The sequence below is a fragment of the Shewanella jiangmenensis genome (assembly GCF_018596335.1).
Classification (GTDB): domain Bacteria; phylum Pseudomonadota; class Gammaproteobacteria; order Enterobacterales; family Shewanellaceae; genus Shewanella; species Shewanella jiangmenensis.
This window is the reverse complement of sequence record NZ_JAHEPS010000001.1, coordinates 112,233-135,027: the sequence shown is the minus strand read 5'-3', so window position 1 is coordinate 135,027 and position 22,795 is coordinate 112,233. Positions and strand designations below refer to the sequence as shown.

The following is a 22,795-nucleotide window of genomic DNA, read 5'->3' as shown; positions in this document are numbered from 1 at the left end:
AGCTATGACCCGTGATCAAGCAAGCGGTTTACGTATGATGAATCAGCCATATAACGAAAAAGTAAAAGTGATCGCCGTGACCGGCGGCAAGGGTGGGGTGGGTAAAACCAGCGTGTCCATCAATACGGCTGTGGCTCTGGCAGAAAAGGGCAAGCGGGTATTGGTACTGGACGCGGATCTGGGGCTTGCCAACGTCGATGTGATGCTCGGCCTCAGGGCTGAAAAAAACCTCTCCCATGTGCTTTCAGGCGACGCCGAGCTTGACGATATTATTTTGCGTGGCCCCAAAGGCATAGGTATTGTGCCTGCTACGTCAGGCACCCAGGCGATGGTGGAGCTTACCTCCGCCCAGCATGCCGGCCTTATCCGCGCGTTCAGTGAAATGCGTACCCAGTTTGATGTGCTGATTGTGGATACCGCAGCCGGCATTTCTGACATGGTGCTCAGTTTCTCCCGTGCGGCCCAGGATGTATTGGTGGTGGTGTGTGATGAACCGACATCCATCACCGATGCCTATGCCCTGATTAAAATCCTCAGTCGTGAACACGGTGTGTTCCGCTTCAAAATTGTTGCAAATATGGTGCGCAGTCTGCGCGAAGGAATGGAGTTATTTGCTAAACTCAGCAAGGTAACAGACCGTTTCCTCGATGTGGCACTGGAGCTGGTAGCAACAATTCCCTTCGATGAAAACTTGCGAAAATCAGTACGTAAGCAAAAATTGATTGTAGAGGCCTATCCCAAGTCTCCTGCCGCGATTGCCTATCACGGCCTGGCCAATAAGGTTATCAGCTGGCCTATTCCCCAGCAGCCCGGTGGTCATCTGGAGTTCTTTGTGGAGCGTTTGGTGAATCGTCCCGAAATCCAAGAGGACAGAGCGAGTGAATAAAGCCGCGGCGTATACCTCCATGGAGAGTAAAACCTCCATCGTTGAACAGTACGCACCGCTGGTAAAAAGAATCGCGCACCATATGCTGGCCAGATTGCCCGCATCCGTACAGTTGGACGATTTGCTTCAGGCCGGCATGATAGGCCTGCTCGAAGCTGCGGCCAAGTTTGACGGTGGTAAAGGGGCCAAATTTGAAACTTTCGCCGGTATTCGTATTCGTGGCGCCATGCTGGATGAAATCCGTAAAGGCGACTGGGTACCCCGTTCCGTGCATAAAAACCAGCGAAGGGTTGCCCAGGTCATTGGTGAGTTGGAGCAAGAGTTGGGGCGAGATGCCCGCGACAGTGAAATTGCCGAAAGACTTGATATGTCGCTGGATGAATACCATCATATTCTCAACGATGTTTCTGTCGGTAAAATCATAGGGATAGAAGATTTAGGTGTCTCGCAGGATGTGTTGGTTCCCGATGGCGAACAAACAGACGACATCTACGATGAGTTGGCGGAAGGGGAGTTTCAGCATGCGCTGGCTGACGCTATCCGCCAATTACCTGAACGGGACGCACTGGTTTTGTCACTTTATTACGACGAAGCACTGAATTTAAAAGAAATAGGTGCCATTCTTGATGTAAGTGAGTCGCGGGTATGCCAGATCCACAGTCAGGCGATGCTCAGGCTCAAAGCCAAACTCAAGCATTGGACACACGTGTAATTCATTAATGAGCAGTTAGATTTTCAGCTCACCGGAGGAAACCTTGGACAAGAATATGAAGATTCTCATTGTTGACGACTTTTCAACGATGAGACGTATCATCAAGAACTTGTTGCGAGACTTGGGCTTCAACAACACCCAGGAAGCAGATGATGGCTCGACCGCCCTGCCAATGCTGCAAAAAGGCGATTTCGATTTTGTGGTCACCGATTGGAACATGCCCGGCATGCAGGGCATCGATCTGCTGAAAGCCATTCGTGCCGACGAAAATCTTAAGCATATCCCTGTGTTGATGGTGACCGCAGAGGCCAAGCGTGAACAAATCATTGCCGCCGCCCAGGCTGGTGTGAATGGTTACGTGGTTAAGCCTTTTACCGCGGCTACCCTGAAAGAGAAGCTGGATAAGATTTTCGAACGTCTCGGTTGAGCAAGGATGAGCTATGCAGGCACAAACATCAGGGCTCATCAGTCTCGAACAGGCGCATGAATTAGTCGCTTTGCTCACCCAGGGTGAGCAAGAAAAAGCCGACATGATGTTGCGTGAATTGGCGGCCCCAATCCAAAAGGAACTCTTTGACGAAGTCGGCAAGCTGACCCGTCAGCTTCACAGCGCCCTGGCGGATTTTCAGCTCGACAACCGCCTGATGGAATTGGCCAGTGTCGATATTCCCGACGCCAAAGAGCGCCTGAATTACGTCATCGACATGACCGAGCAGGCGGCCAACAAAACCATGGATGCCGTTGAAGAGTGCCTGCCGCTGGCCGACGCGCTTATCAGCCACATTCAAACTGTCACTCCCGCATGGGATAAGCTGATGCGGCGTGACATAGAACTCAGCGAATTCAAAAGTCTGTGCCACGATGTACAGCTGCTGATGAGTCGCAGTGCCCAGGATTCAGAGCGTCTTCGTGAGCTGCTTAATCAAATTTTGATGGCGCAGGATTTCCAGGATCTGACCGGTCAGATGATCCGTCGGGTAATTGATTTGGTGCGCGAAGTCGAAAGCAACCTGGTGCAGATGTTGACTGTATTTGGCGAGCAGCCCAGCACAGATAAGATCCAGCGCAGCAGCCCCGGTGCCATTGAGGCCGAAGGTCCTATTTTAAATGCAGAACTTCGTCAGGATGTGGTTACCGGTCAGGATGAAGTTGACGACCTGCTCTCCAGCCTGGGTTTCTGATAAGGAGTCGATTTAATGGCATTTGATGTTGATGAAGAGATCCTGCAGGACTTTTTAATAGAAGCCGGAGAGATCCTTGAACTGCTGCAAGAGCAATTGGTTGCGCTGGAAAACAATCCGGAAGACACCGATCTGCTTAACGCCATTTTCCGTGGTTTTCACACCGTCAAAGGTGGGGCAGGCTTTTTAGGTCTGGCGCCCATGGTGGATGTGTGCCACGAGTCAGAAAATACCTTCGATTTACTCAGAACTGGCAAACGGCACGTCAGCGCTGAATTGATGGATATCATCCTGCAAGCCGTGGATGCCATCAACACCATGTTTGCCCAAACCCAGGCAGGTCAGGAGCAAGAGCCGGCATCGGCCGATTTGCTCGGCAAGCTCAAGCTGCTTGCCTCTGGCGCGCCGCTGCCGACCGAAGGTGGCGCAGCGCAGGATGAGCCCGTCTACGCAGAAGACGAGCCTGTTTATGTAGAAGAAACGCCAGTAGCTGACGTGTTTGTTGAATCTGATATTCCCGGCGTCGACCTGTTTGATTCACCGGCGCCGAGCGCGCCGCAGCCTGCAGCTATCCTCAATGATGATGGCCTGTTTGAAGATGTTGTCAGCACCGATGCCGGAATAGACGATATCAACGAGGCCGAGTTTGAAGCGCTGCTCGATGCATTGCACGGCTCGGGTAAGGCACCGGGCAAAGCAGCGTCTGCCGGAGCCTCGGTCACATCGGCAGCGCCAGTAAAAGCGCCAGCACCTGCTGCGCCTGCCGGTGATGAAATTACCGACGATGAATTTGAAGCGCTGCTCGATGAGCTGCACGGCTCTGGCAAATTCAAAGCGGAAAAAGCCGATGAAAAGACCCCTGCCAAGGTTGAAGTCAGTGCTGCCGATACGGTCGATACTGACGAAATCACCGATGATGAATTTGAAAAACTGCTCGATGAGCTTCACGGCAAGGGCACAGGCCCCGGCATAAAGGCAACTGGCGGCGCGGCACCATCAAACGCAGCATCATCAAACGCAGCACCGGCCAAGGCAGCACCTGCCACCCCATCAGCGCCGTCACCAAAAGCCGCTGCGCCTGCTGCCAGTGCGCCAGCCCCCAGAGCGGCTACGCCTAAATCCGCAATCAGCGAGTCGGCAAATGCCGACAAACCGGCTGCCGTGGCAGCCAAAGCGCCGGCTCCTGCTGCAGCTGCCGTGCCGCAGGGTGAAACCACTGTGCGGGTCGATACCGCGCGGCTCGACCAGATCATGAACATGGTCGGTGAGCTTGTGTTGGTGCGTAATCGCCTGGTGAGCCTTGGCGTGACCCGTGAAGACGAAGAAATGTCAAAGGCGTTGGCAAACCTTGATTTGGTGACTGCCGATCTGCAGGGCGCGGTGATGAAAACCCGCATGCAGCCTATCAAAAAGGTGTTTGGCCGCTTCCCTCGGGTAGTGCGCGACTTGGCGCGCAGCCTTAATAAAGAAATCGACCTGATTTTGGTGGGTGAAGAGACCGACCTTGATAAAAACCTGGTTGAGGCTCTTGCCGATCCTCTGGTGCACCTGGTGCGAAACTCGGTGGATCATGGTATCGAAATGCCCGCCGACCGGCAGGCTGCAGGCAAACCAGCTTCCGGCACCATTACGCTGTCGGCAAGTCAGGAAGGCGACCATATTCTTCTTAAAATAGAAGACGATGGCGCAGGTATGGATCCTGAAAAGCTCAAGTCCATCGCCATTAAGCGAGGTGTGCTGGATGAAGACGCCGCCGCCAGAATGTCAGATCTCGAAGCATACAATCTGATTTTTGCGCCGGGCTTCTCCACCAAAACCGAAATTTCCGATATTTCAGGCCGCGGCGTGGGCATGGATGTGGTTAAAACCCGCATTACTCAGCTTAACGGTACAGTGCATATCGACTCAGCTAAGGGTAAGGGCACTATCCTTGAAATCAAGGTGCCGCTGACCCTCGCTATCATGCCAACCCTGATGGTAGAAGTGGCCAAGCAAGTGTTTGCCTTACCGCTTTCCAGTGTGAGTGAGATTTTCCACCTCGATCTGACCAAGACCAACATAGTTGACGGTCAGCTGACGGTTATCGTGCGTGACAAGGCGGTGCCGCTGTTTTATCTGGAAAATTGGCTTAGCCGCAACAAAGTTAAATTCAAGCACGGCGACAAGAAACATGGCCATGTGGTGATAGTACAACTCGGCACCATGCAGATTGGCTTTGTGGTGGATGCCTTGATTGGTCAGGAAGAAGTGGTTATCAAACCACTCGGTGCACTGCTGCATGGCACGCCGGGTATGGCGGGCGCCACTATTACCTCCGATGGCGGGATTGCGCTGATCCTCGACGTGCCAGGTTTGCTTAAGCATTATGCCAAACGGAAGTAAGCGCGGTTATCGCATTTGGCAGGACAGTAAATGACAATAAAAATATTGGTCGTTGACGACTCAAGCTTTTTCCGTCGACGGGTTTCCGAAATTATGGATCAGGACCCGGAGCTGGAAGTGGTTGCAACGGCAGCCAACGGCATGGAAGCCATCAGAATGGCGCAGGAATTTAAGCCTAACGTCATTACCATGGACATCGAAATGCCGGTAATGGACGGGATCACGGCTGTGCGCGAAATCATGGCCAAGATCCCAACGCCTATTCTGATGTTTTCATCCCTTACCCATGATGGTGCCAAAGCGACGCTGGATGCGCTGGATGCCGGCGCGCTGGACTTTTTACCCAAACGCTTTGAAGACATAGCCACCAACAAGGAAGAAGCGACCAAATTGTTGCAGCAACGGGTGAAGGCGCTCGGTAAAAGACGTGTATTTCGTCCAATTGCCCCGCCAAGAACGTCGGTGCCCGAACCTGTCAGTCGCCCAGCTGTCGGCTCAAGGCCGCCGGCGGCGGTTTCCCGCCCAGCAGCTCCTGCCGCAGCAATCAGACCAAGTGGCAAAAGCTATAAGTTGCTTGCTATCGGTACTTCCACTGGCGGGCCGGTAGCGCTGCAAAAAGTGCTCACGCAGTTTCCTGCCAATTATCCGTTACCGATTTTGCTTATCCAGCATATGCCGGCGGCTTTTACTCCGGCCTTTGCCCAGCGCCTTAACGGCCTTTGCAAAATTTCGGTGAAAGAAGCGGTAAACGGTGATGTGCTGCAGCCGGGCTGTGCCTACCTTGCGCCCGGCGGCATGCAGATGATGATTGAGCGCGCGGGTGCCACGGGTCGCATTAAGATAGTTGCCGGCAGTGTCGACATGAATTACAAGCCCTGCGTGGATATCACCTTTGCTTCAGCCTCTAAGGCCTATGGCGGCGATGTACTTGCCGTCGTGCTGACCGGCATGGGGGCTGATGGCCGTGAAGGCGCCCGAATGCTTAAAAACGTTGGCGCCACTATTTGGGCGCAGGACGAAGCCAGTTGTGTGGTTTATGGCATGCCGCAGGCGGTAACGGCAGCGGGCATCTCTACCCAGTCGATTTCGCTCGACAACATGGCTGACTCGATTCTGAAAGAGTCTGGCCGTGGCTAGCAGGCGGTCAGTTAACCAGCCTCTTTGGGGGCTGGTGATGTTTCTGCTGGTGGTAGCTTTAGTGGTCGTGGTGGTGCTCTATCTTGATTTGCGAAGCCAATATTCGGCGCTTAAGGCGGAAAATACCCGCCTTGCTGAAAACCAGGTGCTGCTGATGGTGCCTGAAGGGCAGGCTGAAGCTCTGGCCAATTGGCTTGAAAGCCATCCGGAGCAAACCGGGCAGCTGATTGAACGCGCGACCAAGCCTAACAGTTCCACGTCCGCAGCAAGCGAGTCCGCCGTAAGCGAGCAAATACCCGCTGAGGCTGGTACTAAGACGATGCAAAGCGATCCCCCACAGGCCGGGCGCACCGATGCCAAACCTTTACCGGAACCTGCGGCTGAAAACCCCGCCCCGGCAGACCCTGCAGCCGCGCAAACGCTCCCCGATGCGCTGCAGCCTGTGGTGGTGTCAGAAAGCGGCAACGGTGTTAAGGTGATAGCGCTGCCCCATGGCGGGATCCGCGTGACGACCCGTGATGAGTCAAAGCCGACTGCTGCCGAAAAGAAGTGATCCGTGCCCCAAAGTGCTGATCCAGTAAAAAGTATAATTAGAATAGTGCGTTATCTGGAGCCAAACCCGTGAAAGTCTGGACCATTGCAAATCAAAAAGGTGGCGTAGGCAAAACGACCACGGTTGCCAGTCTTGCCGGCCTGCTGGCCAAGCAGGGCAAGCGGGTGTTGATGGTGGATACGGATCCCCATGCCTCCCTGGGCTATTACCTTGGAATAGATTCAGAAGAAGTCCCCGGCTCTCTCTACGATGTGTTTGTGGCTCACAAGTCGTTGACTGCAGACCTTATTCGCCAGCATACCGTGCCGACGCTGGTGGAAAACCTCGACCTTATTCCCGCGACCATGGCCCTTGCCACCCTCGACCGCGCCCTTGGGCATCAGGAAGGTATGGGATTGGTGCTGCGAAACCTGCTTAAACTCATGGAGCAGGACTATGATGTGGCCTTAATCGATTGCCCGCCGGTACTTGGCGTGTTGATGGTTAATGCGCTGGCGGCCAGTCAGCATATAGTAATCCCGGTGCAGACCGAGTTTCTTGCCATTAAGGGTCTGGATCGCATGATTAAAACCATGCAATTGATGGGGCGCTCCAAAAATACCCGCTACAGCTATACCGTGGTGCCGACCATGTATGACAGGCGCACCAAGGCGTCGCCGGCAGCGCTTGATGAACTGGCGAGAGTATATGCCGATGCGCTGTGGCCGGATGTGATCCCGGTTGATACCAAGTTCAGGGACGCGAGCCTGGCGCATTTGCCAGCGTCACATTATGCCGCCGGTAGTCGTGGGATAATGGCGTACGAGCGTTTGCTTGCCTATTTGATGGCCGGGGAGTTTGACCATGTCTAAGTCAGTTGATGAGACAGTCGTCGACTTCTTTCGGCTGCTTTTGACCGAAAGCCCTTCGCCGGAGAAAGATACCGAGCCGGCGCAATATACGGCGCCGGTGAAACAGGCTTCAGCGGTGAAACATGCTTCAGCCGCGCCCGGGCAAAACGAGCAAAGGAAGCATAGCGAACAAAACGAGCCAAACGAAGATAGCAGCGAGCCGTTACAGCCTAAAGCCGCGCCTCAGGTGCATATTCGCGGCATTACCCAACACGCTCATATTGATGTGCCGGGTAAAACAGCCGCTCAGCAACAGGTAACCACAGCAGCGCCAGCGTCAATGCATGCTGCGTCCGTATCGGAGAAGGGCGGAGTCAAGCCTCAGGCGGGCTATGACGCCAACGCAGAACTCTCAGCTCCCAACAGCGCTGAGACGCTGGCAAGCCAGCCAGCTGAGCCTTTGACTGCGTCCCCGTACAGCGGTGAGCCTGAACGCCTTCGCGAGCAGCAGCGCTCATCCCAGCGATTGCAGCTCGAGGCGCTGGCACAAGCCAAACCGGCTGAGCCTTTGGATAAGGCGGCGCTCGAAAAGCTGCTTGCGCCGGTTTTTGAGGTGAGTCGTGAGGCACAAACCGTAGCGGCCCCCAAAGTCGCTGTCAGTACTGTCGCTGCCGAATTACCCAAGGTTGCGGTGAAGCCAGCTCCTGCTCCAGCACCAAATCCTGTTGAGATCAGCCCTGTAGCTGCCGCAGTCAGCAATGCGCAGGCCCTGAAACCTTTAGCGGCCGCCGAGGTCCTTTCATCCACGGCGCCACAAACCCAGACAGGTGCGACACCGCCAAGTATTACAAAAGATCTTCAAGAACAGCTCGATGATGAATTTCAGGTACTATTCTTTAAAGTAGCCGGGCTGACGTTGGCGGTGCCTTTGGTTAGTCTGGGCGGCATTGTCAGAGTTGAGCGTATCAACCATATTTTCGGGCGACCATCCTGGTTTTTGGGCGTGCAGACCCACAGGGATGCGCAGTTGAACCTGGTTGACACCTGCGCCTGGGTCATGCCGGAAAAATACGACGAAAAACTGGCGCAAAGCGTAAATTATCAATATCTTGTATTATTAGAAGACAGTAACTGGGGCCTGGCCTGCGAATCTTTGGTCAATGCGGTCAGGATTAAACAGTCAGAGGTCAACTGGCGCACGTCGGCGGGTAAGCGTCCGTGGCTTGCCGGTGTCGTCAAAGAACAGATGTGCGGCATCCTGAATGTGACGGCATTGATCCAGTTGCTGGATGCGGGTTTAGGTTGTCAGGATCCTATTAACTGAGGTAGATATGGCAGACTCAAGAAATGTGGCAGCGGTGGCGGCCGGTAAGGATGACGCAGTATTACAGTGGGTGACCTTCAGGCTCGATAACGAGACCTACGGCATTAACGTAATGCAGGTACAGGAAGTGCTGCGTTATACCGAAATTGCGCCGGTGCCGGGAGCGCCTCACTATGTGTTGGGGATCATCAACCTGCGCGGTAACGTGGTCACTGTGATTGATACCCGCTCGCGTTTTGGCTTGCAGCCGGCAGAAGTCGATGATTCAACTCGTATTGTTATTATCGAAGCCGAAAAGCAGGTGATTGGTATTCTGGTGGACAGTGTGGCCGAAGTGGTTTACCTGCGCCGCTCTGAAATTGATAACGCGCCGAACGTGGGCACTGAAGAAAGCGCCAAGTTTATTCAGGGCGTCAGTAACCGTGACAATGAACTGCTTATTCTGGTGGATTTGGATAAGCTGTTGTCTGACGAAGAGTGGGCCGAACTCGCACATATCTGATCTGTTGTCTGCCCAAGGCCGCAGCTTGCGGCCTTTGACGTTTCTGAAACCGGCTTATTGAAGGAGTTGAGCAGTTAGATGGCTGAGAATTGGGTGCTGATTGCTGCATTGGTATACATAGTTGCTTGCCTTGGTTTGGTGCTTTATCTGCAAAAGCAGCTCGGTAATCTCAGAAGTAAGGTCGAAGCACTGACACTGCTGGCAAAAGAGTCGGACAAACAACGTGATAGCCTTAAGCGTGAACTGCAGGAGCTGAGAAGTGGCACTATTGGGGTGGGTAAGCGTGTCCTTGAGCTTGAGAAAAAGCTGCTCAAGCAAGATGCACGTATCGATGAAACCCTGGAGCAGGAGCCGCAGGCGAGGCTATACAGCCGCGCGATGAAAATGGTGTCACTCGGTGCCGGTATCGATGAGCTGATGCGCGAATGTGAGCTGCCCCGGGCCGAAGCTGAGCTGCTGCTGAGACTGCACGCCAAGCGCTGATAAGGTTCGTAGTTTGAATGCAAACAAGCTGCCACTGGCAGCTTGTTGTTTTTAGGGCGCACTTTTTGTTTTTTGAGGCTGTGGTCCTGTTGTTGCGACGGCACTATCAATCAGACGGTCCAGCGAAGCACTGCTGACCGAAGCTCTGTTCACCTGCACATTTCTCCGGCACTTTTCTCGGGCACTTTCCTCCTGAATTTCCCCGCTCCACTGCCAAACTTTGCAGTAAAGCGTTATAGCAGGACTTGCAACCCCGCTGCCTGCGTCTTTGCAGCGCTTATTTTTCCACAGCGCGACAATTGATTAGGCCTTTGCGGTTTCCCTGCCGTTATCCCTTACGCAGAAGTGGAGATTTTATGGTGCAGCTGCGCCCATTCTTCCGGATAGCGACCATCCAACATATACACAAAAGACAATAGCTCTGCGATAAGCAAATACAGCTCCCGCGGTATGGTCTCGTTCAGGTCGAGGGTCGAGAGGTATTGGGCCAGTGCTGGATCGCGGTGGATCACGATGCCTGCCTGCTCGGCAAGGGCGATAATGTCTTCGGCAAGCCAGTCTTCTCCCTTGGCGGTCACTGTGGGCGCGCCATTACCATCGTAACTGAGGGCAACCGCCAGACGTTTTTCGTTACTCATGGTTAAACCTCAATAGTCAAAGGCTCAAAGCCATTGGGCAGCAGCGAAGGCGGCACCCGGTCAGTAAGGGCGTTTATCTGAGGGTTTTCAAACCCCAATGCCGCCAAATGCTTGCTAAGCACCGGCACAAAATTAGCGATGCGGCCGGTCATGGCGGCATTGCTGCTGATAAGTTGCAGCGCCAGATGGTCAGGGTAGCGCCGTGCTTTAACAAGCAGCTCTGCATCAGTTAAATTAAACCTGAGGCTCAGTTGCCAGCGAAGGGGCTTTGCCTCATCAGGTGTAGCAGGCGAATTTTGCCAATGTCCTTCAAAGCTTTGCTGTTTATCACTAAGCAGGTAGGGTAAACAGAAGTACCAGCCATCGCTGTCGCGGCTCGCCTGCAGCAATTCAAGGCGGGATTGAGACAGTAAGCTCACGTCCTTGGCGAGCTCAGCGCCTTTCTGCACAAGCTCGCCTGGAAATTTAAGATTTGCCCGGCGCATCAACGCCGCCGACCAAATGCCGAGCAGCAAGCCTGGCTTCAGCGAGCCTTGTTTGCCCATAAGGCCCATCAAAAGCTGAAACAGTAAGGCAAGAGGTCGGCTTTGCACTGTGTCGGGGGTATCGCCGTTAAGGGGCAGCAAATTGGGGTTGGCAGCGCTTAGCATGGCTTCCTTTAAACGCCCGGGTGCCATCAGGGCGCTTACCGGCAAGGGCTGTAGCAGCGCCATCAAACCGGCAAGTTCAGCCGATGCTGGCGTTACAGGTATTTCTTCCGCGGTAATTTCTTCTTCCAGCATGGCACCGGTTCTTGCCAGCGCCTCGCCAAGGCGCTGCTGCGCGCTCTTGTTTATCGGTACGTTCGAGTTTAGCTGCGTGCTTTCGCTTAGTCTCGAGCCCTTATCTGCATGCAGTTTTTCGGCATCTGCATCAGCTACTGGCGGCGTTGCTGACTTCGCAGCTTCAGGCTCTGGCAGTGACGCTTTGATGTTGGCAACGGAATCCGGCGCGGATAGCGGGCCTAGCAGTTTACGTTGCAGCGACTGCAGTATCATGTCCTGACGTTTGGTGCTGCTTAAGGTTTCGCTCGGACTGGCGCTATTAAGATTGGCGCTGCTTTCGTTACTCCCGCTGTGGTCCGGGTCCATCGCGGCATCAGCCGCACGGGCTTGTAATTCACATTCAATTTTATCAAGGGTCAGTGTCAAGCCGCCGTCAACGACCGTGATGCGTGCGCGGTATCGTCCGGGCGGAAGTGGCAGGTTTTTGGGTAGCGGCAGTGCTGGAAGCGAAGCGAATTTAAGCTGCTGCTGATTCACTATGGCTTCGCCCAGAAGATACCCGCTGCCTTGACGCGCAAGCGCCATAAGCTGTGATGCAGCAAGGCCTTTGTTGTGAATAAGCTTAATAAATGCCTGTGGCAATGCCATGGAGGATGATTGCCCAAGCCCCAGCAGAGTGACGGATGATGCGCCGCTAAGACTTGTTTGGTCCGTAGGCAATCGCGCCAGCCACTGGCTGATTGATGATGCATTAGTTGATGACGCAGTGCTGGATGTAGCGATTGAAGCTGAAAGTAACCGTGAAAGCGTGTTGCTATCGACAAAAAAACGACTGCCCGCGACATCAAAACGAATGCCGCCAGCAGTGGCAGCTGCCTTTACCGGCAGCAGGCTGTGGGATTGCTGACTCTCACGGCTGGCCAATTGGCCATCTCGAGTCGCCAGTTGGCTGTCACGAGTCGCCAGTTGGCTTTCACGAGTCGCCAGTTGGCTTAGGGCTAAACTCTTGATTTCAGGCATTCAAGGCTCACTTGTACCTTTGGAGTTTTATCAAATTTCACAATTTACCGATTGACCTTGTGCTATTGCTCAGTATCCTTAGCCCACAACGCCCCGTACGACGGAAATTTGGCGCCAGATCCGCTAAGCTAAAACGGCTGATGATTATTGTATCGTCCCGGCGCCAGCTTTCTAAACCCATTCGGGAATGAAATACAGAGAGATTTATGAAGTTTACATGGATTGCCCTGCCATTGATGTGTTGGGTGGGCGCAGCTCAGGCTGAGCCAAATGATGCTGGAAACGATGTGCCTGCGGACGTGCCTGTCACTCAGACCGAAGTGGTGTACAACGACCCACGTGATCCGTTCGAAGGCTTTAACCGGGCGATGTGGGATTTAAACTACAACGTGCTCGATAAATACTTTTATCGCCCTGTTGCCCACACCTACAAAGATTACGTGCCAACGCCGGTCAAAACCGGTATGAACAATTTTGTGCTCAATCTCGAAGAGCCTGCGTCCATCGTCAACAATACCCTGCAGGGGAAATTTGGCTGGGCGGCCAACGCCGGTGGTCGCTTTGTGGTTAACTCCACCCTGGGTATACTCGGGGTGGTTGATGTCGCCGACATGATGGGCATGCATCGTAAACAGGATGATTTCAACGAAGTCCTGGGTTATTACGGTATGCCAAACGGCCCTTATTTTATGGCGCCGTTTTTTGGACCCTACGTTACCCGCGAGCTCGCGACGGATTGGGTCGATGGACTATACTTTCCCTTGTCAGAGCTGACGATGTTGCAGTCGGTGCTCAAGTGGGGGCTCAAGAGCCTTTATACCCGCGCTGAAGCTATCGATCAGGAGCGCTTGCTCGATAACGCCCTTGATCCATACACCTTTGTTAAAGATGCCTACTTCCAGCATATGGATTACAAGGTGTATGATGGCAATGTTCCATCTAATCAAAGTGATGATGAGTTGCTGGACGAATATATGCAGGAGCTGGAATAGCCGCCCGAACCAAACGCACCTAAAGCGTCAGGCTTTTCCTTTGCTGTCGGCTCTGAGGAATGGCTATGGCGCTAAACGATATTTCAGTGTTACTGGTTGAAGACGATCCGGTGTTTCGCCGGGTCGTCGCTTCATTTTTGGACAGTCGTGGCGCGCTGGTGACTGAAGCGGACGACGGGATCCAAGGTCTTAACTGCTTTAAACGGCAAAATTTCGACGTGGTACTGGCCGACTTAAGTATGCCAAATCTCGGTGGTTTGGATATGCTACGGGAAATGTACCGGCTCGATCCTGCTACCCCTTCAATTGTGATTTCCGGTAACAATGTTATGGCTGACGTGGTCGAGGCGCTGCGTATCGGTGCGTCTGACTATTTGGTTAAGCCGGTGGCCGATCTTTATATTATCGAGCAGTCCATTCGCCAGAGTTTAAGCACACTGGCGTTGTCGGCCGAGCAGGGCAGGGCACAGGGCAGTGATTACACTGAGCTTGATGAACTCTCCCGCGCAGAGCTTGATGAGAATCTGCGCCTGCTTGAGCAAAATGCCGAGGCAGCAAGGCATATTCAGCAGCAGCTCTTTCCTGCGTTCGAAGTCAATTACCCCAAGGCAACCCTCGATTACAGCCTGTACAAGAGCGACGGGATCAGCAGCTATTTTATCGACTCGACAATGGCCGATAGCGACCATCTGGTGTTCTACATGGCCCATTTTCACCCGGAAGATAACCGCGCCGCATTTGCAAGTGTGCTGCTTAGAAGTTTTGTAAATCATAAACTTAAAGCCTATCGCAATGGCGTAAGCCGCGCTGTGGTTGAGCCTTTCAACATGCTCAGTTATTTAAACGAGCGCATTGTGAAATCCGGCCTCGAAATTACCGTCGATATTATTTATGTCTGTGTTGAACTTAAGCATTTCAGGGCATCGATTGCGCAGGCAGGGCATGGGCTGCGCTGTTATCTTCGCAATGACAAGGGGCTGACGCCACTGGCGTTGCCGGACGCACTGCAGCTTGGCCTGCTTGACTGGGGTAAGCCAAGCAGCCAGTTCCGCTCGCTGCTGCCGGGTGAAAGTCTCTGTATCGCTACATCCGATCCGAGTCATAAGGACATGCTGCTGCAAAACCGGTTTGATGGTTTGGTGTGCGGCGAAGACTTTATCCCCGGCGGTTATGTGCAGGCGAGTTTCAGCTAGTTTTTACCTGAGCCCATTCTTTGCCTGAGCCCATTGTTTGCATGAGCCCAATAACCCGAAAACGGCACTGATCATGCAAATAAAAAAGCCTCCAACTGGAGGCTTTTTGTTTTTAAATCAGAGCTTAACGCTTGATGGCTTCATGCTCGCCGGTAACGGCGATTTCTTCTTCCAGCGCTTCTTCTTCGGTGTGATGCGCTTTGCTTTCAGCGCCGTGCATCCAGTCAACCAGCTTGTCAGCCATGAAGTAGAGGATCACGCCCGAAATCGCGGCAGTAATAGCAATACCGGCGAAGATAGACATGGCGTTGGCCAGCTGTTCTTCTTTCTCGCCACCATGGCCGATAAAGGAGCCCACCACACCGGCAACCTTGTTGGCCGCAGCGATAAACAGGAACCAGGCGCCCATCATCAAAGAGGCGATACGCAGCGGTGCCAGCTTGGTCACCATCGACAGACCGATAGGAGACAAACACAGTTCACCCATGGTGTGGAAGAAGTAGGCACCAACCAGCCACCACATGCTGGACTTGGCAGTTGGGTCACCGCCCATTTCTACCACAGCGCCAATCATGAACAGGAAGCCAACGCCCAGCAGGAACAGACCCAGAGCGAATTTCACCGGTGAGTTAGGTTCACGGCTGCCCATGCGGATCCAGATTGAGGCAACAACCGGGGCAAACAGTACGATGAAAATGGCGTTCAGAGACTGGAACCAGGTGGTTGGCACTTCAAAACTGCCGACCATACGGTTGGTAAAGTCATTGGTGAACAGGTTCATCAGGCCACCGGCCTGCTCGAAACCCGCCCAGAAAATGATGGTAAACAGACCCATCACCATAATGACCTTGATACGATCGCGCTCAACTTTGGTCAGTGGCTCTTTACGCACTTCGCCGCGCTCAGCATTCTTTTGTCGCTCAAGCTTGGCGGCAGGGACAGTACCTATGTTACCCAGCAGCTTTTTGGCGAACAGGAACTGGATCAGCAGCGACAGCAGCATACCGACACCGGCACAGAAGAAACCTGCCTGCCAGTTATTAATCAGGACTTCTTTGCCATCAACGATTTCGGTATGGCCAAAGCTGGTGTAAGCCCAGGCAACCACGAAGCCTGAAAGCGCCGCACCCAGGTTGATACCCATGTAAAAAATGGTGAACGCGCCGTCACGGCGATGATCGCCTTCCTGATACAGGTCGCCTACCATGGTGGAGATGTTTGGCTTGAAAAGACCATTACCAAGAATAAGTACGCCAAGACCCAGGTAGAAGACTTCGGTTTCCAGCCCAGGAACCCAGGCATGGGGCGTAGCGAGCAGAAATTGGCCTGCAGCCATCAGGGCGCCACCGATGTAAATTGCTTTACGTTGGCCGAGTACGTTATCGGCAAGCCAGCCGCCGATGAGCGGGGTGAGGTATACCAATGCGGTGAAGGTACCGTACAGGCGCAGCGCGTCGGCCTGAGTCCAGCCAAGACCACCGCCTTGATTGTTAACCTGATCTACCAGATAAAGCACCAGAATGGCGCGCATGGCATAGTAACTGAATCTTTCCCACAATTCGGTTGTGAACAGCAGAAAGAGTCCCTTCGGATGCCCGAGCATCGTACCTTGGGAATTTACGCTCATTAAGTCTTCCACCTTAAGCTTGTGATTGCCCGCAAGTTATACCTTGCAGAAATTATCAACGTCTTAAACAGGCTCATTGTCACCAACTCGGTTGTAACTGTATGTATTGATACAACTTATTAATGAATTTTGTATGAGGCTGGTTAAGGCATCATGTGTTGTTTTTTTATAATTTGTCCCGAAAATGCAAACATTTTGCGGCAAAGCCACCTTTATATACCCTTTTGCAGCAGGAAATGTCAATTTAGCTGCATTGTTGGAGTCATGCTCTGTGCAGTAATGGCGCGTGTTTGAAAGTGATTATCGGCAGTGGCTTAGTTTGTCATTTGCTAATGCGTCAGTCTGAACAAAGACTCAAAAATAGTGTTCAAATAAAGGAGCACTTTTGCTATCATCTGCGGCCGTGAATAGGAAGTCACCCGACCAAAAGAGACAACAGATGAAAGCTTGGTATCTCGTTTACTGCAAGCCGCGCAATGAAGTGCGGGCTCAGCTTAATCTCACCATGCAAGGCCTAGAAACCTACCTGCCGAAACACAGGCGCCAGGTTAAAGGCAAGGATGGCAAGATTTCTGTTGTTGAATCTCCGTTGTTCCCAAATTATTTATTCCTGCAATTTGACCCGACCGTCACCAGTGTCCGCAGTATTCACAGCACCCGTGGCGTGTGCCGCATCGTGGGTTGTCGTGAAGACATGACAGCGCTTGATGATGGCATGATCCGTGCTTTGAAACGACGTGAGCAGCAGCTTGAAAAACTGCCAGAGCATGTGGCATTGGTCGCCGGGGAGCGGGTTAAATTCACAGAAGGCCCATTCAGCGGCCTTGAAGCGGTATTCCTTGAAGCCGATGGCGATAAACGCTGTATCGTGCTGTTCCAGTTTATGGGCCAGCAAAAACAGGTGGCTACCCCATCTGACAGCATCAGCCGGATTTGTGCGTAAGCCCCCTCGAAAGATGTAAGACATTCGCTATGCTTGTAATGAGTTGGCGACCGAGCGTGGTCATTAAATTGGCGGCCTTATATAAATATTATCAACAGTTTAGGCTGCTCACTACACTAATGCCATTAAATTGGCATTAAATGCTGGTGATTAATTTCCTTTTCGCTGATTGTTTGGTGTTTTTTTGGGCAAGTTGATTGCGCTTCTTAGGTTACACTCGAAAGCTACTATATGAATAACCTATAACTTAGGTCTAAATTTGTCGCTAACTTGCTGATGTTATTGGTGAGGTAGCGAAGTTCACGGCAGTGAAGGGCACGTTGGAAGCCAGAATCCACGGGCGGTAGCGTGCCTGAAAGGCACACGACAGAACAGTTTCTGCCGTGTTGCGGGAGCCGAAGCCGCTCTGAGGCGCCACGCGTGACGGTAGCGAGCCTGAAGGGCGAGAATGGCGCAGCCATATTCTCTCGAGCGAGAGGCATGGAGGCCGAACTGGCCCTTGTACAAGGAAGTATGTGCGGACAGAACGGTTTCTGTCGCATCGCGAGAGCCGAAGCTGAATAACGCAAAGCGGGCTTCCGAATGATGGTAGTCGACCTAGAGAACGCCGCAAGCGGTTACAAGATGCTCGCGATGCGACGAAAGGGCTGTACATTAGGTACTGCTTCTAAAAGCAATGACTCGTGCTGCGACGTTCTAGAGCTAAGTGCTCTGATTTCTGTAAGCGCAGCGTTCTGTATGGGGGCGTACAAACAGAACAGTAGGACTTCTTAAGCTATGGCTTCAGCACCCCATCGAAGCGCTTTTGTTTGATTTATTCAATCACCTATTACGGAGACATCAGGTGTTACAACAACTAAAAAAATTTTTTATTGCTGGCGTGGGAGCGCTGGTTTTGGTTGGGGGGCAAGCTGGCGCCATTACTCCGTCGCCGCAGATGATTGAACAGTTTAAAAACCTTCCCAAAGCTGAGCAGGAACGTTTGGGCCGTCAATACGGCATAGATCCATCAATGTTGGGCGGAGGCTCATCGGCGGCCAAGCCATTAGAACAACCGCAGGTGGTTTCAGAGCGTCAACAACCTGTGCAAATAGCTGATGCACCAAAGCCCTCGTTGGATTTCAGCCAGCAAGATATTAAGGCAGAGCTGCGCCGCTTTGGGTATGACCTTTTCGCCGGTGAACCTTCTACTTTTGCTCCAGTTTCCGATGTACCGGTACCAGCCGAATATATGGTTGGCCCGGGCGATGTGCTGAATGTACAGCTTTACGGTAAGGAAAATAAAAACTTAAGCTTAACTGTTGGCCGCGATGGCGCGGTGCAGTTTCCCGATCTTGGCCCCATTTCCCTTGTCGGCATGAGTTTTTCCGAAGCCAAAGCCATGCTGACGGACAAAGTTAACCAATCAATGATTGGCATTCAGGCCAACATCACCATGGGCGAACTGCGCTCCATCCGTATTTTTGTTGCCGGGGATGCTTACCGTCCAGGTTCTTACACAGTTTCAAGCCTGTCGACTATCACACAAGCGCTGTTTGTCTCAGGCGGCGTTAATGAAATCGGTTCACTGCGCAATATTCAGCTTAAGCGCAATGGCCGCTTGATGGGTACGTTAGATCTTTACGATTTGCTGCTTCGTGGTGATGCTTCAAACGATCTTCGTCTCCAAGCTGGCGACGTAGTCTTTATTCCCGCAGTTGGCGCTTTGGTATCTGTCGATGGTGAAGTAAGACGCCCGGCGATCTATGAAGTTAAATCGGGAGAGCATGTAAAAGATGTGGTCAATATGGCTGCTGGCCTACTGCCAGGTGCGTATCCCAAGCTAAGCGTGGTGGAGCGCTTTAATCAAAATGGCCTTAAATCTCTTATCAACCTGGATTTAACCTCCGAGCGTGGTCTGTCTGCTCAGGTAAAGGCAGGCGATTATATTCGCGTTAAAAGCGCATCTGATCAATTCGATAGCGCAGTAACAGTGGTTGGCGCTGTGGTTCGTCCGGGTAAATATCAATGGGCTCAGGGCAAACGCATCAGCGATATCCTTCCGTCCCTTTGGGGCGATTTAAAAGTCAGTGCAGATTTGGATTACGGCGTCGTTGTACGTGAAATTTCCAAGTTTGGTGATATCGAGGTGTTGCAGTTTGCCCCGGGCAGGGCAATCGTTGAGCCTAACTCAGTCGATAACCTAAGCCTGTCACCGCGTGACAAAATCATTGTTTTTAACTACTCAAATGAAACCCAAAGTCGTTATGAACTCAATAAGCTTGTAAAACAGCGAGTGCGAAAAATCACCGACTTGAAAGGCGATTCTTTGATTGGTGCAGACATTTTTAGTTCAGGTTTCGCTAATGTCAGCAAAAGCCGCCTTCAGACTCGCAGCGAACTGGCGGGAGTTGTAGTCGAAAAGCAGTTTGAGACTGATGAGCAGAAGTTGGTATCAGGCGAGGTCGGCAAGATGTTGGCTAATCTATTTGATGACAGAGAATTACTTGCATTATCTGGAGCAATGACTCGGGAGGAGTTGCTTTATCCTGTTATCAGCAAGCTTGCAACCCAGAATTTTGCTGGTCAGGGCGTACGTTTGGTCTCAATCGCCGGTCAGGTGAAGTACCCAGGTGTTTTTCCTTTAGCTTCTTCTGCCACGGTGAAAGAGCTGATTGTTGCAGCTGGCGGCTTAAAAGAGGGGGCCTATACGGTAAGAGCTGAGCTTAGCCGTCAGAATAATCAGGCTGAGGGTTCAAGCCTCACGCACATTAATATCGATTTGACCGATGCGCTGTCTGGAGGCGCATCCAACCTCGCATTGCAGGGGCGTGATAGTTTGACTGTTATGACAACACCAGACTGGCAGGAAAACCAAACTGTCGAAATTCGCGGCGAAGTGAAATTTCCTGGCGTTTACAGTATTCGACGTGGTGAAAACCTCTCCGAAGTAATTCAACGAGCAGGCGGTTTTACTGACTACGCATATCTTCCATCTGCGGTGTTTGTCCGTGAAAGTGTGCGCGCACAAGAACAAATTGAAATCAAGAAGCTTGCCGATCAGCTTCGTCGTGACATAGCCACCCGCGGTGTTTCCAAAGACGGTAATGTTATCAACTACAGCGAAGCCCAGCTGATGCTTAAAGATCTTGAAAACATCAAAGCTGTAGGTCGGCTGGTGGTGGATTTACCAGCTCTGACTATGGGTGTCAAGCAAGCTGACATTCAATTAGAGCAAGACGATGTGCTCTACGTGCCTTCAACCCGCCAGACCATTGCGGTAATGGGTGAAGTACAGCACCCAACTTCACACCGCTTCAAAGAGGGTATAACGCTCGACCAATATCTCGCGATGTCAGGTGGAAGTCGTAAGCGTGCTGACGATGACAGAACTTACGTAATTAAAGCGAATGGCTCTGTACTTATCCCTAAGGGGTCGCTTTGGTTTAGCGCCGAAGATGAACTCATGCCTGGCGATACCATTGTTGTACCGCTGGATACTGAATATAAGGATAACCTAACACTTTGGAGCCAGGTGACACAAATCATCTATAACACCGCAGTGGCCGTTGCAACGATTAGTGGGTTGTAAATCGTCAATAGTACTTTAAGGATGCTTCGTGTAAGGACTCCTGCATAGGAGAAGCCTTGCGCTAAACTTAGAAACAAAAACAATGACTACAAAAATTACCCATCAAAGAAATTCTGTAGATGATGCACCATTTCCGCAAATAGCAGGGGATGACGAAATCGATTTGCGGGAGTTGTTTTCTGTAATCTGGGAAGGCAAATGGCTAATTATCGCTATTACCACAGTCTTTGCTGTGGGCTCGGTAATTTTCGCCATCAATCAGCCCAACATTTATAAATCTGAGGCGCTACTCGCACCTGCAAGTGCCGAAGGAAGTAGCGGGGGGCTAGCTGCAATTGCCTCTCAATTCGGTGGCCTTGCCAGTATGGCAGGTATTAACCTAGCTGGAAAAGGTGGTGCAGATAAAACCCAGCTTGCCATCGAAGTATTAAAGTCGCGCCAGTTTATCGGTGAGTTTGTTGAGAAACACCAAATTCTGCCAGAGCTGATGGCGGTAGATAAATGGAACATGGCTGATAACAGCTTAACTTTTGACCCAGGGCGCTATGACAGCGTCAGTAGGACATGGGTGCGTGAGGTTGTGCCGCCTCAGAACGCAGAGCCATCAAAGCAGGAAGCCTATAAAGTATTTATTGGTAAATTATCAGTTAACCAAGACAAAGAATCCGGCATGGTCAAAATGTCTATCGAACACCAATCGCCTTACATTGCTAAACAGTGGGTTGATTGGCTGGTTACTGATATAAACCGAGTAATGAAAGAGCGCGATGTGGCCGAAGCAATGCGTAGCACCGAGTTTTTAAATAAGCAGATTGAACTCACTAACGTCGCAGATATTCGTGCCATTCTTTATAAACTTGTCGAAGAACAGGCGAAAATCATCATGTTCGCTGAAGTGCGTGACGAGTATGTATTCAAAACTCTAGACCCTGCTTTAGTGCCGGAAGAAAAGGCAAAGCCGAAACGTGCTCTGATTTGTGTATTAGGTACTTTGTTAGGTGGTATGTTAGCTGTGATGATAGTCATTTCACAGCATTTTCTATCCAATCGAGATTAAGTTTATGAATTTAGTCACAAGAGAGATAGTAGAGTTGGATGACGTTGAGGTTTCCTCTCCATTTAAGCCAATTCGAAGCTTTAAGTCTAAACAGCAGGCTTTAACTCAATCTACTATCTATGTTTATTGTCCGACTGAACGAGAGTTAGAAATAGGCACTATCGTTGAAGATTATTCATTTGACATAGTAGTTAACGATTACGATCTTGAAGAATTAAGCTGTAAGGTTATTTGTCATTTTGAAAGCGCCAAGCTTTCTAAAGAACAAAGGAAATTTTTGGTAAAAGCTACTGAGTTAGGCGCTTGGGTAGAGCCTCTGGTAAGTTATTTGGATGAACGCCTTGGTTATACAGAGGTTAGATTGCTTCACAGTGGTTATTTTTTACATCAAAAAGCATTCTCAATTCTTTCAACTCGAAGAACTCAACTCGCAAAAAGGTTGATTGATATTCTAGCATCCATAACCTTGGCGATAGTAGCCCTACCCGTAGGCCTAATCACTATGCTAGCAATAAAGATAGAAAGTCCTGGACCAGTATTTTATCGCCAAAGGAGAACAGGTCAATATAACCGGGAGTTTGAAGTAATAAAGTTCAGGTCGATGCGGAGCGATGCAGAGAAGTCAGGCGCAAAGTGGGCCGTTAAAAATGATGAGCGAGTTACTCGGGTTGGAAATTTTATTAGAAAAACTCGTATAGATGAATTGCCGCAAATTATTAATATTCTAAATGGCGATATGTCTATTGTCGGCCCACGACCAGAGAGAGAAGTATTTATTGCTGAACTCGAAAGGGAAATACCTTATTACAGATTCAGACATGCTGTTAAACCAGGTGTAACAGGCCTTGCTCAAGTTAGCTATCCATATGGGGCATCTGTTGAAGATGCTATTTGGAAACATAAGTACGATATTTATTATATAAAGCATCACAGTAGCTGGCTTGACGTTAAGATTCTCTTGAAAACAGTTAAAGTAGTACTGTTTGGTATGGGTAGGTAG

Annotated in this window: 20 protein-coding genes; 17 read left to right on the top strand and 3 right to left on the bottom strand. The window is 51.4% G+C overall.

Annotated features, from left to right (window positions below):
• The first annotated feature begins 4 nt into the window (after nucleotides 1-4).
• The 11 genes from KJI95_RS00625 (at nucleotide 5) to KJI95_RS00575 (ending at nucleotide 9,990) form a co-directional block, all read left to right on the top strand.
• A complete protein-coding gene (locus KJI95_RS00625) occupies nucleotides 5-886 on the top strand; it encodes a MinD/ParA family protein (protein ID WP_250885512.1) in 882 nt (293 codons plus the stop codon).
• Nucleotides 879-1,598: an RNA polymerase sigma factor FliA gene (locus tag KJI95_RS00620; RefSeq protein WP_214505240.1), complete on the top strand. Its 720-nt coding sequence runs from the start codon at nucleotides 879-881 to the stop codon at nucleotides 1,596-1,598. Before KJI95_RS00625 ends, KJI95_RS00620 begins: the two co-directional genes overlap by 8 nt.
• A gap of 43 nt (nucleotides 1,599-1,641) precedes the next feature.
• Nucleotides 1,642-2,025 carry a chemotaxis response regulator CheY gene (cheY, locus tag KJI95_RS00615; protein ID WP_011760392.1) on the top strand — a complete coding sequence of 128 codons (384 nt, stop codon included), beginning with the start codon at nucleotides 1,642-1,644 and terminating at the stop codon, nucleotides 2,023-2,025.
• Between the two features lie 13 nt (nucleotides 2,026-2,038).
• On the top strand, nucleotides 2,039-2,779 hold the full coding sequence (locus KJI95_RS00610; RefSeq protein WP_214505239.1) for a protein phosphatase CheZ: 741 nt from the start codon (nucleotides 2,039-2,041) through the stop codon (nucleotides 2,777-2,779).
• Nucleotides 2,780-2,794: 15 nt separating this feature from the next.
• Nucleotides 2,795-5,161 carry a chemotaxis protein CheA gene (locus tag KJI95_RS00605; RefSeq protein ID WP_214505238.1) on the top strand — a complete coding sequence of 789 codons (2,367 nt, stop codon included), beginning with the start codon at nucleotides 2,795-2,797 and terminating at the stop codon, nucleotides 5,159-5,161.
• Nucleotides 5,162-5,191: 30 nt separating this feature from the next.
• Nucleotides 5,192-6,298: a protein-glutamate methylesterase/protein-glutamine glutaminase gene (locus KJI95_RS00600; RefSeq protein WP_214505237.1), complete on the top strand. Its 1,107-nt coding sequence runs from the start codon at nucleotides 5,192-5,194 to the stop codon at nucleotides 6,296-6,298.
• 37 nt (nucleotides 6,299-6,335) lie between these two features.
• Nucleotides 6,336-6,851 carry a hypothetical protein gene (locus KJI95_RS00595; protein ID WP_214505236.1) on the top strand — a complete coding sequence of 172 codons (516 nt, stop codon included), beginning with the start codon at nucleotides 6,336-6,338 and terminating at the stop codon, nucleotides 6,849-6,851.
• Between the two features lie 68 nt (nucleotides 6,852-6,919).
• Nucleotides 6,920-7,702, top strand: a complete 783-nt coding sequence (locus tag KJI95_RS00590) for a ParA family protein (protein ID WP_214505235.1) — start codon at nucleotides 6,920-6,922, stop codon at nucleotides 7,700-7,702.
• Nucleotides 7,703-8,021: 319 nt separating this feature from the next.
• Nucleotides 8,022-9,005, top strand: a complete 984-nt coding sequence (locus tag KJI95_RS00585; protein WP_214506149.1) for a chemotaxis protein CheW — start codon at nucleotides 8,022-8,024, stop codon at nucleotides 9,003-9,005.
• Nucleotides 9,006-9,012: 7 nt separating this feature from the next.
• Entirely contained in the window at nucleotides 9,013-9,507 is a 495-nt protein-coding gene (locus KJI95_RS00580) for a chemotaxis protein CheW (protein ID WP_214505234.1), read from the top strand.
• 78 nt (nucleotides 9,508-9,585) lie between these two features.
• Nucleotides 9,586-9,990 carry a DUF2802 domain-containing protein gene (locus KJI95_RS00575; protein ID WP_214505233.1) on the top strand — a complete coding sequence of 135 codons (405 nt, stop codon included), beginning with the start codon at nucleotides 9,586-9,588 and terminating at the stop codon, nucleotides 9,988-9,990.
• A gap of 335 nt (nucleotides 9,991-10,325) precedes the next feature.
• On the opposite strand, the gene KJI95_RS00570 is transcribed toward KJI95_RS00575, so the two are convergent.
• A complete protein-coding gene (locus tag KJI95_RS00570; protein WP_214505232.1) occupies nucleotides 10,326-10,628 on the bottom strand; it encodes an EscU/YscU/HrcU family type III secretion system export apparatus switch protein in 303 nt (100 codons plus the stop codon).
• Nucleotides 10,629-10,630: 2 nt separating this feature from the next.
• Nucleotides 10,631-12,412, bottom strand: a complete 1,782-nt coding sequence (locus KJI95_RS00565) for a hypothetical protein (RefSeq protein ID WP_214505231.1) — start codon at nucleotides 12,410-12,412, stop codon at nucleotides 10,631-10,633.
• A 206-nt stretch (nucleotides 12,413-12,618) separates the two neighbouring features.
• On the opposite strand from KJI95_RS00565, the gene KJI95_RS00560 reads away from it, so the two are divergent.
• Complete coding sequence (locus KJI95_RS00560) at nucleotides 12,619-13,404, top strand: MlaA family lipoprotein (protein ID WP_214505230.1); 786 nt, start codon at nucleotides 12,619-12,621, stop codon at nucleotides 13,402-13,404.
• Nucleotides 13,405-13,469: 65 nt separating this feature from the next.
• The gene (locus KJI95_RS00555) at nucleotides 13,470-14,597 is read left to right on the top strand and encodes a response regulator (protein WP_214505229.1); all 1,128 of its coding nucleotides are present in this window, start codon (nucleotides 13,470-13,472) and stop codon (nucleotides 14,595-14,597) included.
• Between the two features lie 124 nt (nucleotides 14,598-14,721).
• Here the strand turns inward: KJI95_RS00555 and KJI95_RS00550 are convergent, their stop codons facing one another.
• Entirely contained in the window at nucleotides 14,722-16,224 is a 1,503-nt protein-coding gene (locus KJI95_RS00550) for a peptide MFS transporter (protein WP_214505228.1), read from the bottom strand.
• Nucleotides 16,225-16,663: 439 nt separating this feature from the next.
• On the opposite strand from KJI95_RS00550, the gene rfaH reads away from it, so the two are divergent.
• From rfaH to KJI95_RS00530, 4 genes are all read left to right on the top strand, one after another.
• On the top strand, nucleotides 16,664-17,167 hold the full coding sequence (gene rfaH, locus KJI95_RS00545; RefSeq protein ID WP_214505227.1) for a transcription/translation regulatory transformer protein RfaH: 504 nt from the start codon (nucleotides 16,664-16,666) through the stop codon (nucleotides 17,165-17,167).
• An 844-nt stretch (nucleotides 17,168-18,011) separates the two neighbouring features.
• On the top strand, nucleotides 18,012-20,738 hold the full coding sequence (locus tag KJI95_RS00540) for an SLBB domain-containing protein (RefSeq protein ID WP_214506148.1): 2,727 nt from the start codon (nucleotides 18,012-18,014) through the stop codon (nucleotides 20,736-20,738).
• An 82-nt stretch (nucleotides 20,739-20,820) separates the two neighbouring features.
• The gene (locus KJI95_RS00535; RefSeq protein WP_214505226.1) at nucleotides 20,821-21,795 is read left to right on the top strand and encodes a Wzz/FepE/Etk N-terminal domain-containing protein; all 975 of its coding nucleotides are present in this window, start codon (nucleotides 20,821-20,823) and stop codon (nucleotides 21,793-21,795) included.
• Nucleotides 21,796-21,799: 4 nt separating this feature from the next.
• Nucleotides 21,800-22,795 (top strand): exopolysaccharide biosynthesis polyprenyl glycosylphosphotransferase, encoded by a 996-nt coding sequence (locus tag KJI95_RS00530; RefSeq protein ID WP_214505225.1) that lies wholly within the window; start codon nucleotides 21,800-21,802, stop codon nucleotides 22,793-22,795.